Below are 12,415 nucleotides of genomic sequence, written 5' to 3' on the forward strand. Positions count from 1 at the left end.
GTCCCCACCTGCGGCGGCACCGGCCGCGGCGCCACGCGCACCCGCGCCGCCCCCGGCACGGGCCCCGGCGGCGGCGCCACCCAGGGGGGCGGCCTGCGCCTGCCCGCCGCGCGCCCCGAGGGCCGCTCGTACGCGATAGGGGCGCCCGACGAGGGCGCCGAGGGCCCCGAGCCGCTGGACGGCCCCGGCGGCGCGGTCGAGGTCGCCAACCGGCCCCAGCCGCAGCCCGTCGACGACGAACTCCCCCCGGAGCCGCTCGACAACCCGCGTCGGCTGCTGGTCTGGCCCGCACCGGACGTCGCCACCGAGCAGGCGCTGAGCGACCGCGGCTACCGTCCGGTCGTCGTGCACTCACGCGACGAGGTCGCGGCCCAGATCGCCGCGTTCCCCGCCGCCCTGTTCGTCGACCCGCTCACCGGGCCGATCACCCGTACCGCGCTCCAGTCGCTGCGCCAGGCCGCCGTCGCCGCCGAGGTCCCCGTACTGGTGACGGCGGGTCTCGGCCAGGCGACGCGGGAAGAGGCGTACGGAGCCGATCCGGCCGTACTCCTCAAGGCCCTCGCACCGCGCGACAGCGAACAGCACCCGCCGCGCGTCCTGTTGATCGAGCAGCACGACGAGATCGCGCTCGCCCTGACGGCGACGCTGGAACGGCGCGCGATGCAGGTCGCGCGGGCGGCCACCGACAACGAGGCGGTCAATCTCGCCGCCCAGATGCGACCGAACCTCGTGGTCATGGATCTGATGCAGGTACGGCGCCGCCGCGCGGGCATCATCGACTGGCTGCGCGCGAACGGCCAGCTGAACAGGACCCCGCTGGTGATATACACCTCGACCGGTATCGACGAGGAGGAGCTGCACCTCCTCGCCTCGGGCGAGACCGTGCTGTTCCTGGCCGAGCGGTCGACCACCTCGGAGGTACAGGACCGGATCGTCGACCTGCTCGCGAAGATCGGCACGAACTGACGCCGGTCGGGCATCCGACCGGCGTCGAGCATCCGACGGGGATCGGGCATCCGACGGGACCGGGCATCCGACCAGGGGCGGTCCTCCCATCGGCCATCCCATCGGTACCAGGCGCCGCCGAACCGGGCCTCAGGCGTCGAAGCCGCGCCGCGCCGCCTCGATGTGGCCGAGGTACTGGTGGGTCCAGTCGCACATCACATGGGTCGTCGCCCGCAGCGCCCGGCCCGGCTCGGTGAGCGTGTAGTCGACCCGGGGCGGAACGGTGGGGTACACCGTCCGCTCGACCAGGCCGTTGCGTTCCATCATGCGCAGGTTCTGGGTGAGCATCTTGTGGCTGATGCCGTCGACGCCCTTGCGCACCTCGCTGAAGCGCAGGGTGCTGTCACCCAGGACCTCGATGATCAGGAGCGCCCATTTGTTGGCGACGTCCGAGAAGATCTCCCGCGCCAGCGAGTCCGCGCGCGACAGGTCCGCGTCCTCGGGCGAGCCCGTGTACTCCTTGGTCACCATCGGGTTCCCCAGTCACTGAAAAGTGCGTTCTTCCATGTCACCGCAGACTCTCCTACGGTTCCTGAGTAACCACAAGTGACTGAGTGACGGAGGAGACGAACAGGATGACCATCACCCTGCTGAACCCCGAAGGACTGCCGGAGATCGGCGCCTACCACCAGGTGTCGGTGGCGACCGGTTCGAAGCTGGTCTTCGTCGCCGGGCAGGTCGCCTGGGGCGCCGCAGGGGACGCGGCCGGTGAAGGCGACCTCGCCGCCCAGGTCGAACAGTGCTACCTCAACGTCGGTACCGCCCTGTCCGGGGCCGGAGCCTCCTTCGACGACGTGGCGAAGCTGAACGTCCACGTCGTGGACTGGACCCCCGACAAGATGCCCCTGCTCATGGAGGGCATCGCGCGGGCCGCCGCGAAGCTGGGCACCACTCCTGCGGCGCCGGCCACGCTGCTGGGAGTCGCGGCGCTGGACGTACCCGAGCATCTGGTGGAGATCGAGGCCACCGCGGTCATCGACTGAACAGCGCGGTCACAGCCGCGTTTTCACCAGCCACGGCCGCGCCTCCACCAGCTGACAGCGGCCACAACTACCGCTACAGGTACCTGTAGCGGTACAGGTACAGCTACAGCTACAGCTACAGCTACAGCTACAGCTACAGCTACAGCTACAGCTCGGTGACGTCCAGCTCGCCGTCCGCGTACTGCCTCCGGATCACCTTCTTGTCGAACTTCCCCACGCTCGTCTTCGGCACCGCGCCGACCACCGCCCACCGCTCCGGCAGCTGCCACTTCGCGATGCTCCCGGCGAGGAACTCCCGGAGTGCCGCGTAGTCCGCCGTTGCGCCCTCCTTGAGGACGACGGTCGCCAGGGGCCGCTCGCCCCACCGGTCGTCCGGTACGGCGACCACCGCGGCCTCCGCCACATCCGGGTGGGCCATCAGCGCGTTCTCCAGATGCACGCTGGAGATCCACTCGCCGCCGGATTTGATCACGTCCTTCGCCCGGTCGGTGAGGGTCAGGTAGCCGTCCGGGCTGATGACCCCGATGTCTCCGGTACGCAGCCAGCCGTCCTCGCTGAACTTGTCGGCGGGCCTGATCAGTTCGCCGTCCACGCCCCCGAAGTACGACCCGGTGATCCACGGGCCGCGCACCTCCAGTTCACCGGCCGACTCGCCGTCCCACGGCAGGATGTCGCCCTCGGGTCCGGCGAGCCGGGCCTCGACCCCGGCCGAGAAGCGGCCCTGGGTCACGCGGTACGGCCATTCCTCCTCGGCGGAGAGTCCGGCGGGCGGATTGGACATCGTGCCGAGCGGCGAGGTCTCCGTCATTCCCCAGGCGACGCAGAGCCGCACCCCGATCTTGTCGTACGCCTCCATCAACGCCGGGGGGCAGGCGGCGCCGCCGATGGTCGCGCGGGTCATGGAGGACAGGTCGCGCGGGTGCTCGGTGACCTCGGCGAGCAGCCCCTGCCAGATGGTGGGCACGGCGGCGGCGAAGGTGGGGCGCTCCCGCTCGATCATCTCGGCGAGCGGGGCGGCCTGGAGGAAGCGGTCGGGCATCAGCATGTTGATGCCGGTCATGAACGTGGCGTGCGGCAGCCCCCAGGCGTTCACATGGAACTGCGGAACGACCACGAGCGCGGTGTCCCTGTCCGTCAGCCCCATCGACTCGGCCATGTTGACCTGCATGGAGTGCAGATACACCGACCGGTGGGAGTAGACGACGCCCTTGGGGTCGCCGGTGGTCCCGGAGGTGTAGCACATGGCCGCCGGGGCCCGCTCGTCCAGCTCGGGCCAGTCGAAGGAGGCGACGGAGCCGGGGCGGGGGCCTGAGCGGGAGCCTGAGCCCACGGCCCCGTCGTCGGAGGCGGCGGAACGATCCGCGACCAGTTCCTCGTACTCGTGCACCCGCACGGCCGCACCCGAGACCGCCACCGCCTTCCCCGCCGCCTCCACCAGCGGCCCCCGGTCGCCGGGACCGGAGACGACGACGTGCTCGACGGTCGGCAGGTGGGGCAGGAGCGGGACGAGCAGCGGCAGCAGGGAGCCGTTCACGATGATCACGCGGTCGGCGGCGTGGCCGACGATCCAGCAGAGCTGCTCGGGCGGGAGCCGCAGGTTGAGGGTATGGAGGACGGCGCCCATCGAGGGGATCGCGAAATACGCCTCGACGTGCTCGGCGTTGTTCCACATCAGCGTGCCCAGAACACTTCCCTCGGTCACTCCGAGGTCATCGCGCAGGGCGCGCGCCAGCCGGGTCGCGCGGGCGCCGATCTCGGCGAAGGTACGGCGCTGCGGCTCGCCCCCGCCGGTCCAGGTCGTGACCAGGGAGCCGCCGTGGACGGTCATCCCGTGGTGCAGGATGCGGGTCACGGTCAACGGTGCGTCCTGCATGGTGCTGAGCACGACATCCTCCCGGTAGGCGCTGGCGCTGCGTTGCGGAGACAGAGCGGCGGAGCGGAAAAGCGGCGGAGCGCGGCGAACCGTGAAGCAGCGAAGCGTCGAAGGGCGCAGGCGGAAGGCGTTGCGCTGTGAAGATTCTTCCCATGTACCGCGCCGTATGTCACTACCCGGGACGGACCGGAACCGCCCGACGGCAGCACGGAGCCCTCAACAGGGCCCAACAGGGCCACAGGGCCAGGCCGGGGCGAGCCGGGCCCGGGGCAGCGAAGGAGGAGGGAAGGAGGGGCAGCGGCGGCGGCGGGAGCTGAGGATGAGGAGGCGAGAAGTCCGGGGCGTGCTCACCCCACCGGGGAGAGTTCCGGGTCCTCCCGGAGTTTGCCGAGCGCACGCGACACCGCGCTCTTGACCGTACCGACCGAGACGCCGAGCACCTCGGCCGTCTGCACCTCGCTCAGATCCTCGTAGTAGCGCAGGACGACCATCGCGCGCTGCCGGTCGGGCAGTCTCATCACGGCACGCCACATCGAGTCGTGCAGCGCCTGCCGCTCGGCGGGGTCGGGCTCGGGGACGACGCCCACCGGTTCTGGCACCTCGTCGCAGGTGAACTCGTCGACCTTGCGCTTGCGCCACTGCGAGGTGCGGGTGTTCACCAGGGCGCGGCGGACATAGCCGTCCAGGGCGCGGTGGTCCTCGATGCGGTCCCAGGCCACGTACGTCTTGGTGAGCGCCGTCTGGAGCAGATCCTCAGCGTCGCACGGGTTGGCGGTCAGCGAGCGCGCCGTACGCAGCAGTACGGGCCCCCGCGCCCGTACATACGAGGCGAACGACGCGTAGGGCGGCACGTGGGACACGTGCGGCACGTACGACGACGAGGAGGTCGGGTACGACGAGTGCGCGGCCGACTTGGCGGCTTGTGAGGCGCTCGTGCAGACAGGCGTGGTCATGGCTCCACGCTAGGAGCGATGCGTGCCCCGGGGGATCGCCCCCAGGTCCCGAAGCGATGTCCGCCTCTGGGTGTAGGGGTGGGGCTGCCTCCACCTCCTGTAGGTGGAGGCAGGCGTACGGAACCGTCAGGGTCCGGTGCCGCGCGGCACCGTCTTCCCGGCCGACGCGGCACCGTCCTCCCGGCCGGAACGCGGAGGCGGCCCGAACGCGGAGGCGGCCCGGCCGAAACGCGGAGGCGTCCCGCGCGTCGGCACCGAAGTGCCGCCACGCGGGACGCCGTATCCCACTCACCCCTCAGTCACCCCCCGTCGGGCCGGGGTCCTACCACCAGAAGGGAACGTTGTAGGCGACGGAGATGTTGTGGTTCGACTGGTCGATCGCCGTCAGGCCGGAGCCGATCACGTTCGCGGTGTTGTTCTGATTGGACGCTCCGGCGCCGGTCGCCACCTGCTGAGTGGTGGTCGAGTTGCCGAAGTTGTCGCCCCGCACCCCGCTGCCCGCGATGGTGGCCGCCGACGCGTTCGCTCCCTTGTCGGCGAGAGCGTGGTCATCGGCCTGGGCGACCCCGGTGAAAAGGGTGGCGGCGAGAGGCAGGGCGGCGACCACAGCGATGGCACGGGCGGTACGGAAGCTTGCCATGTCAATTCCTCCAGGAACCAGAAGTACGGCTTGATCCGGGGCAGTTGGCCGACCGCCTCGGTCGTGGTGACGACGTCGCGGTCACAGAATTGCCCACCGAATACCGCTCGAACCAGCCTGGAGGCCCTTATTCCCTCGCAAGCGTGAGGACAAGTAGATAAACCCCTTATGCGCCCCCAAAACTCCGGCCCGACCGCCGCGTGCCGCCGAGCCCGACACCGCACCGCCGTGAGCGCTTCAGGAGCGGCGGCCCCGGACCGCTTCGGGTCCCGGGCACCGCGAGCCCCCTCCCTTTTCGTCGGTCACACGTTCGAACCAGAAAGCCGCACACCGCAAGGCCGCACACCAAAAGGCCGCACACCGGAACGCGACGCACTGGGACGCGACGCACCGGGACGCGACGCACCAGGAAAGCCGAGCACCCGGAAGCCGCACACCGGACCCCTGACGCTCCATCGAACCCGCCGAGGTATCTCGTACATCCCTTCGATATTCTCGTGCGTCTCCTTTCGGGACCCTTTTCTGTCCGCGGTCCGACTTCGTCGCATTTCCAGGCATATGTGAATTCGGAGTGTTTCCTTTGATATCCAGCCACCCGGGCGCGCGCAGGGCCGCCGTGGTCGCCCTCACCGCCGGCGCGCTCCTCTCCGTCTCCGCCCTGGCCGCACCGGCCCAGGCGGCGGCCAAGCCGTCGGTGAGCGGCAAGGGCGCCTTCCTGCTGAACAACGCCTCCAGCGCCACCGTCTTCAGCAAGACCCCCGACACCCGCCGCCAGATGGCCAGCACGACGAAGATCATGACGGCGGCCGTGGTGCTCAGCACCAAGGGCGTCGACCTGAACCGCAAGGTGACGGTCAAGAAGGCCTACCGCGACTACGTCGCCAAGGAAGGCGGCTCCACCGCCGATCTGCGCACCGGCGACAAGGTCACCGTCCGCCAGCTGCTGTACGGCACGATGCTGCCCTCCGGCTGCGACGCGGCGTACGCGCTCGCGGACACGTTCGGTACCGGCTCCACCAACGCGGCCCGCACCAAGTCGTTCATCGCGAAGATGAACGCGAAGGCGAAGGCGCTGAAGCTCAAGAACACCAGCTTCGACTCGTTCGACGGCATATCGAGCGCGGGGAAGAACTACACCACCCCGCGCGACCTGGCGAAGATCGCCCAGTACGCCATGAAGAACGCCAACTTCCGTACGGTCGTGAAGGCCACGTCCTACAAAGGCACGGCCCCGACCAGCACGGGCGGCAAGCGCACGTACACCTGGTACAACACCAACAAGCTCCTCGGCTCCTACAAGGGCGCCATCGGCATCAAGACCGGCACCGGCACGAGCGCCGGCCCGTGCCTGGTCTTCGCGGCGACCAAGGGCGGCAAGACCCTGGTCGGCGTCGTCCTGAACGGTTCCGACCGCTACAAGGACGCCGCGAAGATGCTCGACTACGGCTTCGGCTCCAGCACGGCCACGACCATGAAGCTGCGCTCCCTGCCGACGGACGCCCAGCGCGACTGATCCCAGGGACGGGACGCAGAAAAGACGCGGGGCCGCCGCGGAGCGCGACAGCTCCGGGTGGCCCCGCTTCCGTATGCCGCGCACACGGACGGACGCCGCGCACGCAAGCGGATGCCGTAAACACGGGCGGACGCCGCACGCGTGGACGGGCGTCGAACTATGCCAAGGGCAAATGAACGAGGAAAATGAACGTACAAAATAATATGAACTGCCATATGGATCACAATTGGGCTACGAAGGCGATTAAGCCCTGAACCCGGCAGGACATCCCCACCATGATCTGGCAAACCGGGCGCCTCGGCGCCCGGCCGCTCTGGATCGGCGTCAACGAGGGAGATGTCTTGCGCAATCACTCGGCCCACCGCATCGCACGGCGTACCGGAACCGTCCTCGCGGCCACGGGGCTCGCCCTGTCACTCACCGGCCCGGCATGGGCGGGCACGCTCAACAGCTACCTGCACGAGGTCATGGTCGGCTTCGAATCGAGCAGTTGGGAGCACACGGGCAGGGCTTCCACCGTCATCCACTTCACGGGCTGCTCGCTGCCCGGCGCGACCTTCAAGGACACCACGGTCGAACTCACCCGCGCCCGTCCGGTGCTTCCCGACATCAGCCAGGGGCAGAAGACGTTCAGCGCGTGCAAGAACGGTGGGACGTCGAAGGGCGACTGGGGAGCCCGGGAGCGGAATTCCCGCTATTACTTCACCATCAAGAAGATCAACGGCGGCGGCGGGAATCTGCGGATGAACGTCAAAACCGTGAAGGTCACCTACTAAAAGAGCCCCACCGCCGAGCGCGGTGGCGGCCGGCTCATCGCACCACGGCGCTCCCCTACGCCACCGCGTTCTCCCTCCCGCCGCCGCGCTCCCTCATGCCAGGAGAGCCGCATCCCATGCCTCTTCAATTCACCGGATGTTCCTTCGGCTACCACAGGAGAAGGCGCGTCCTCGACGCCCTCGACTGTCTGATGCCCAAGGGCCGTACGGTCTTCCTCGGCCCCAACGGAGCAGGCAAGAGCACCGTGCTCGGGCTCGCGGCCTCCGCGTTGCGCCCCAGGTCGGGGACCGTCTCGTACCGGGGCATCGACTCCACCGACCCCCGGTCGCTGAAGAAGTACCGCAGGCGCGTCGCCTGGCTGCCCCAGGACGTCGAATCCGTACCGGGCCTGACCGCGCGTCAGCAGGTCGCCTATGTGGGATGGCTGAAGGGCATGTCACGCTCTGCGGCGTGGGACGAGTCCCTGCGGGCGCTGCGGAAGGTGGAGCTGGCACGGCAGTCGCGCATCCCGGTCGACCGGCTGTCCGGCGGCCAGCGCCGCCGGGTCGGGGTCGCGCAGTCCCTCGTCCACGGCGCCGAGGTGCTGCTGCTGGACGAGCCCACGGCCGGAATGGACCCGCGTCAACGGCGCGTCTTCCACGACGTCCTCGGCGCGCTGCCCGCCTCCGTGCACGTCGTGCTCTCCACGCACGACACCGCGGACCTCGACACGGCCTACGACAACGTCCTCGTCCTGGTCTCGGGAGAGATCGTCTTCGGCGGCCGGGTACGGGAGTTCCTGCACCACGCGCCCGTCGGCACGGCGGTCGGCCGACGGGCGGAGGCGGCGTACGAGACCCTCACCGAGAGGACCGGCCGATGGGACTCCTGAGCGTCCCCGGCCGAACCGCGGCGCTGTGGGCGGCGGGGCCGCTCACCGCCCTCAACTGCTGGTACGTGTACGTCTTCGCGCACTCCAGCGCCACCTCCTACGGTGGCTTCACCACCCATGTGACGGGCTCCACGCTCTTCGCGACGTCCGCCGGCTGCGCGGCCCTCGCCGCCTGGGCGGCCGGGCGGCTGCGCGCGGCGCGGATCTGGTCCATGGCCCCGGTACGGGGGCGACTCGCGATCGCCGGGAGCGCGCTGCTCCCGGTCGCGGCGGTCGCGGTGGCCTCGACGCTGGCGGCCTGCGCGACGGCGGCGCTGATGGTCGGCGCGGCGCCCCGGCTCGCCGATCTGCCCACGTTCGGGATGCTGCTCTCCGTCGTCGCCGCGCATCTGGTCCTGGGCTTCGCGGCGGGCTCCGTGCTGCCGCGCCTGATCGCGTGCCCGCTGATGCTGGTGGGGGTGTTCCTCTGGATGGGCGTGCCCGCCACGATGGAGGCCGCGTGGGTCCGGCATCTGAACGGGCTCCTCGTCGACAGCGCCACCGTCACCGACGACATCGCCCCGTCCGCGCTGATCGCCCCCGTGCTGCTGGCCGGCGGCGCGGCCCTCGCGGTGCTCGTCGTCGCCGCCGCCCCGCTGCGGCGGCGGAGCCTGCGCGCCGCGCTCGGCGCGTGCTGCGCGGTCACCGGGGCGGCCGCGGCCTACGCGCTGGTGGCCGGCGCCGACACCCGGGTGCCGACCGTCCCGCGTACGGGGGCCGCCGCCTCGGTGTGCGACACGGCGGCGCCCCGCGTCTGCGTCCCCGAGGAGCTGCGGCCCGAAGTGCCCCGGCTGCGGGCGGCGCTCGACGAGGTGCTGCCGCGCATGGAGGCCGCCGGGATCCGGCGGCCGACGTCCCTCGCGTACGTCTCCGACGATGTGCCGCTGCCCGCCGGGGCCTGGCGGATCGCCCCCGCCGAGCGGCTCGCCCCGGCCGAGGCCAGAGCCGTGGTGACGCTCGGCCCGCTGCCCGCGTGGCACGACTGCCCGAACCTGCCCGAGGACGGCTGGCGCGACGAGGGGCCGGTAGCGGCCTGGCTCGGGCTGGCGGCCGGGCTGCCCGCCGCCGAGCTGGCCGCACGGACGGATCCGGACTCCCTGCGGGTGGCTCGTACCGTACGCGGCTGGAGCCGGGAGAGGCAGCGCGGCTGGTTCGCCGACACCACCCGGCTCCTCGACGGCTGTGAACCGGACACCGAGGGCCTGCTCGCGGGATCGGCGGCGGGCCGGTGACCGACTGGACGACGGTACGGCGCCCGCTCTACCCGCTGGCCGGGCTGGCAACGTTCGCGGGTGCGATGGCCCTGGCAGGCGAGACGGCGGTCCACGTACCGTCGCTGACGCCGAACGGCACCGCGGGCATCCGGCTGATGCTGTTCGCCCCGATCACGGTCTGCGTGGCGCTCCTGGTCTGCCTCGACCGGCGGCTCCCGAAGGCCGAACTGACCGGCGTACGCCCGGTGGTGGCCGCCGACCGGCTGCTGGTCCTGGCCACCGCGGCCGCCGCGCTCGCCGCGGGGGCGGCCGTCTCGGAGCTGTCCGACGCGCCGTCGGCGCTCGCGGCGGGCCGCAACGCCCTCTTCCTCACCGGCCTCGCCCTGCTCGTCCGCGCCTGGGGCGGCACGACGGCGGCCGGCGCGGCGGCGGCGGGCTGGCTCGGCCTGGTCCTCGTGGCCGGCTTCCGCAACGCCCAGTCCCCCCGCCTCTGGGCCATCGTCCCCCAACCGGTGACCGACCCGCTGGCCGCCTGTGCGACGGCGCTGGTACTGGTGGGCGGGGTGGTGGCGATGGGACGGCGGCGGGCGTAGCGGCCCTCGCGGGCGGCGGGCCGCCTCGTGATCCGTTCCCATCTGGAAATCCGACAAGTCGACATGATCGAATGGAGGTTGGCGGCGGCCGGAGAACGGCCGCCGGACGGGGGACGGAGCCGGCCCATGGCATGGGACGAGTGGGAACGCCTCAAGGCGGACGCCGCTGACCGGAAGTCAGCACAGATGCGGCTGAATCAACTGCCCGCGAACGCCGGCGGGGACACCGACGTCAACGGGCAGATGTATCTGGTCGTCCACGACGATCACCTCGGTGAGCTGGGAAGCATGGCCTACGCCCTGCGCGAGCGCATACGCGTGGACGGCGACCACGCGCGTCCCACCGCTGCCCGATCACCCCGACCGAGTGCGACAGTGAGGTACGCGTGGGGTGGCGGACGGAGCCGGGGCGCCGACCGTTCTGGGGCTGTTCGCGATCGGCGGGCTGGGCGTCCTGCTCAGCGTCGCCTACCTCGTGACCTACGCGAAAGAGCATGAGGGACGTTAGGGCCTCTCGTTTGGGCTTGATGCCGCGTACCGTTCCGGCACGCGTACCGTTCCGGCCTCCGGTCGCGTCTCCGTACGCGCGTGCGTACGGGACGTCCGGAGGCCGGAACGGGTGGGCTACCCCCAGGTGATCAGGCGCTTCGGCTGTTCCAGGATCGCCGCGATGTCCGCCAGGAACTGGGAGCCGAGGGCTCCGTCGATCAGGCGGTGGTCGAAGGAGAGCGCCAGGGTGGTGACCTGGCGAGGCTTGACCTTGCCCTTGTGGACCCAGGGCTGGAGCTTGATCGCGCCGACCGCGAGGATCGCGGACTCGCCCGGGTTCAGGATGGGCGTACCGGTGTCGACGCCGAAGACGCCGACGTTGGTGATGGTCACCGTGCCGCCCTGCATGGCCGCCGGGGTGGTGCGGCCCTCGCGGGCCGTGGCGACCAGGTCGCCCAGTGCGGCGGCCAGGCGGGGGAGCGGCTGGTCGTGCGCGTCCTTGATGTTCGGGACGATGAGGCCGCGCGGGGTCGCCGCCGCGATGCCCAGGTTGACGTAGTGCTTGACCACGATCTCCTGGTTGGCCTCGTCCCAGGCGGCGTTGACCTCGGGGTTGCGCCGGATCGCGACCAGCAGCGCCTTGGCGATGAGGAGCAGCGGGTTGACCCGCAGGCCCGCCATCTCGCGGTCGGCCTTCAACTCCTCGACCAGCTTCATCGTGCGCGTCACGTCGACGGTGATGAACTCCGTGACGTGCGGCGCGGTGAAGGCGCTGCCCACCATGGCCGCCGCGGTGGCCTTCCGTACGCCCTTGATGGGGGTACGGGTCTCGCGCCCCGGGGCCGCGGGGGCGGTGGCGACCGTGCTCGGCTGTTCCGGTACGGCGGAGGGCGCGGGGGCGGCGACCGGTTCGGTCACCGTCACGGGCGCGGGTGCGGGCGCGGGCGCGGGGGCTGTCGCCGCGTGGACGTCCTCGCGGGTGACGATGCCGTTCGGGCCGGTCGGGGTGACCGTCGCCAGGTCCACGCCGAGGTCCTTGGCGAGCTTGCGTACGGGCGGCTTGGCGAGCGGACGCCCCGCCGGGGTCCCGGACGCGACCGGGGCCTGGGCTGGAGCCGGGGTCGGGGCCTCAGCCGGGGCCGGGGCCTCAGCCGCGACCGCCTGCGCGTGGCCGTTCAGCTTCGGTGCCTGCTGCCCGGGGACCGGGGCCCCCTTGCGCGGCCGGCGCTTCGTGGACGCCTCGGCCACTCCGTACCCGACGAGAACCGGGGTACGGGTCGCCGGAGCGGCCGTGGAAGAAGCGGCAGCAGCGGAAGCCGCGGACGGCTCGGCAGCCGACGCGGCGACCGGCTCCGCCGTCCCGCCCCCCACCCCGCCCCCGACCCCCCCCCCGACCCCCCCCCCCCCACCCCCCCGCCCACCCCCCCCCACCTCCCCCCCCCTCGCCCCCCCCCCCCGCCCCCCC

Annotated in this window: 12 protein-coding genes and 1 pseudogene; 7 read left to right on the forward strand and 6 right to left on the reverse strand. The window is 71.4% G+C overall.

Annotation, left to right across the window (positions count from 1 at the left end; all coding sequences use genetic code 11):
• Positions 1-966: response regulator (locus tag DVH02_RS22110; protein ID WP_147286104.1), on the forward strand; the 966-nt coding region annotated here is incomplete at its 5' end.
• Between the two features lie 129 nt (positions 967-1,095).
• On the opposite strand, the gene DVH02_RS22115 is transcribed toward DVH02_RS22110, so the two are convergent.
• Entirely contained in the window at positions 1,096-1,476 is a 381-nt protein-coding gene (locus DVH02_RS22115) for a winged helix-turn-helix transcriptional regulator (protein ID WP_114625565.1), read from the reverse strand.
• A gap of 104 nt (positions 1,477-1,580) precedes the next feature.
• Between DVH02_RS22115 and DVH02_RS22120 the strand changes: the two genes are divergently transcribed.
• Positions 1,581-1,988 carry a RidA family protein gene (locus tag DVH02_RS22120; protein ID WP_114625566.1) on the forward strand — a complete coding sequence of 136 codons (408 nt, stop codon included), beginning with the start codon at positions 1,581-1,583 and terminating at the stop codon, positions 1,986-1,988.
• 145 nt (positions 1,989-2,133) lie between these two features.
• Here the strand turns inward: DVH02_RS22120 and DVH02_RS22125 are convergent, their stop codons facing one another.
• The 3 genes from DVH02_RS22125 to DVH02_RS22135 form a co-directional block, all read right to left on the reverse strand.
• Entirely contained in the window at positions 2,134-3,873 is a 1,740-nt protein-coding gene (locus DVH02_RS22125) for a long-chain fatty acid--CoA ligase (RefSeq protein WP_114625567.1), read from the reverse strand.
• Between the two features lie 335 nt (positions 3,874-4,208).
• On the reverse strand, positions 4,209-4,814 hold the full coding sequence (locus tag DVH02_RS22130; protein WP_114625568.1) for a SigE family RNA polymerase sigma factor: 606 nt from the start codon (positions 4,812-4,814) through the stop codon (positions 4,209-4,211).
• Between the two features lie 322 nt (positions 4,815-5,136).
• Positions 5,137-5,454, reverse strand: a complete 318-nt coding sequence (locus tag DVH02_RS22135) for a hypothetical protein (RefSeq protein WP_114625569.1) — start codon at positions 5,452-5,454, stop codon at positions 5,137-5,139.
• 571 nt (positions 5,455-6,025) lie between these two features.
• On the opposite strand from DVH02_RS22135, the gene DVH02_RS22140 reads away from it, so the two are divergent.
• The 5 genes from DVH02_RS22140 (at position 6,026) to DVH02_RS22160 (ending at position 10,461) form a co-directional block, all read left to right on the forward strand.
• Positions 6,026-6,967, forward strand: a complete 942-nt coding sequence (locus DVH02_RS22140) for a D-alanyl-D-alanine carboxypeptidase family protein (RefSeq protein ID WP_114625570.1) — start codon at positions 6,026-6,028, stop codon at positions 6,965-6,967.
• Positions 6,968-7,242: 275 nt separating this feature from the next.
• The gene (locus DVH02_RS22145) at positions 7,243-7,743 is read left to right on the forward strand and encodes a hypothetical protein (RefSeq protein ID WP_114625571.1); all 501 of its coding nucleotides are present in this window, start codon (positions 7,243-7,245) and stop codon (positions 7,741-7,743) included.
• A 116-nt stretch (positions 7,744-7,859) separates the two neighbouring features.
• Entirely contained in the window at positions 7,860-8,615 is a 756-nt protein-coding gene (locus DVH02_RS22150; RefSeq protein ID WP_114625572.1) for an ATP-binding cassette domain-containing protein, read from the forward strand.
• On the forward strand, positions 8,603-9,886 hold the full coding sequence (locus DVH02_RS22155) for a DUF7224 domain-containing protein (protein WP_114625573.1): 1,284 nt from the start codon (positions 8,603-8,605) through the stop codon (positions 9,884-9,886). The genes DVH02_RS22150 and DVH02_RS22155 overlap by 13 nt, the downstream gene beginning before the upstream one ends.
• Positions 9,883-10,461 (forward strand): hypothetical protein, encoded by a 579-nt coding sequence (locus tag DVH02_RS22160; protein ID WP_114625574.1) that lies wholly within the window; start codon positions 9,883-9,885, stop codon positions 10,459-10,461. The genes DVH02_RS22155 and DVH02_RS22160 overlap by 4 nt, the downstream gene beginning before the upstream one ends.
• 177 nt (positions 10,462-10,638) lie before the next feature.
• Here DVH02_RS22160 and DVH02_RS35240 read toward each other — a convergent pair whose 3' ends face one another.
• Together DVH02_RS35240 and DVH02_RS22170 are read right to left on the reverse strand one after the other, a co-directional pair.
• Positions 10,639-10,794: a hypothetical protein gene (locus DVH02_RS35240; RefSeq protein ID WP_158575927.1), complete on the reverse strand. Its 156-nt coding sequence runs from the start codon at positions 10,792-10,794 to the stop codon at positions 10,639-10,641.
• A 291-nt stretch (positions 10,795-11,085) separates the two neighbouring features.
• Positions 11,086-12,318: pseudogene (locus DVH02_RS22170) on the reverse strand (dihydrolipoamide acetyltransferase family protein); the annotation flags it as partial.
• Positions 12,319-12,415: the final 97 nt, after the last annotated feature.

Origin of the sequence: Streptomyces corynorhini (assembly GCF_003346515.1) — a bacterium.
GTDB lineage: Bacteria > Actinomycetota > Actinomycetes > Streptomycetales > Streptomycetaceae > Streptomyces > Streptomyces corynorhini.

What these genes read in the sequence shown, in the direction of transcription:
- DVH02_RS22115 (WP_114625565.1), bottom strand. Translation starts at nt 1,476, where the DNA reads ATGGTGACCAAGGAGTACACGGGCTCGCCCGAGGACGCGGACCTGTCG.
- DVH02_RS22120 (WP_114625566.1), top strand. Translation starts at nt 1,581, where the DNA reads ATGACCATCACCCTGCTGAACCCCGAAGGACTGCCGGAGATCGGCGCC.
- DVH02_RS22130 (WP_114625568.1), bottom strand. Translation starts at nt 4,814, where the DNA reads ATGACCACGCCTGTCTGCACGAGCGCCTCACAAGCCGCCAAGTCGGCC.
- DVH02_RS22135 (WP_114625569.1), bottom strand. Translation starts at nt 5,454, where the DNA reads ATGGCAAGCTTCCGTACCGCCCGTGCCATCGCTGTGGTCGCCGCCCTG.
- DVH02_RS22145 (WP_114625571.1), top strand. Translation starts at nt 7,243, where the DNA reads ATGATCTGGCAAACCGGGCGCCTCGGCGCCCGGCCGCTCTGGATCGGC.
- DVH02_RS22150 (WP_114625572.1), top strand. Translation starts at nt 7,860, where the DNA reads ATGCCTCTTCAATTCACCGGATGTTCCTTCGGCTACCACAGGAGAAGG.
- DVH02_RS22155 (WP_114625573.1), top strand. Translation starts at nt 8,603, where the DNA reads ATGGGACTCCTGAGCGTCCCCGGCCGAACCGCGGCGCTGTGGGCGGCG.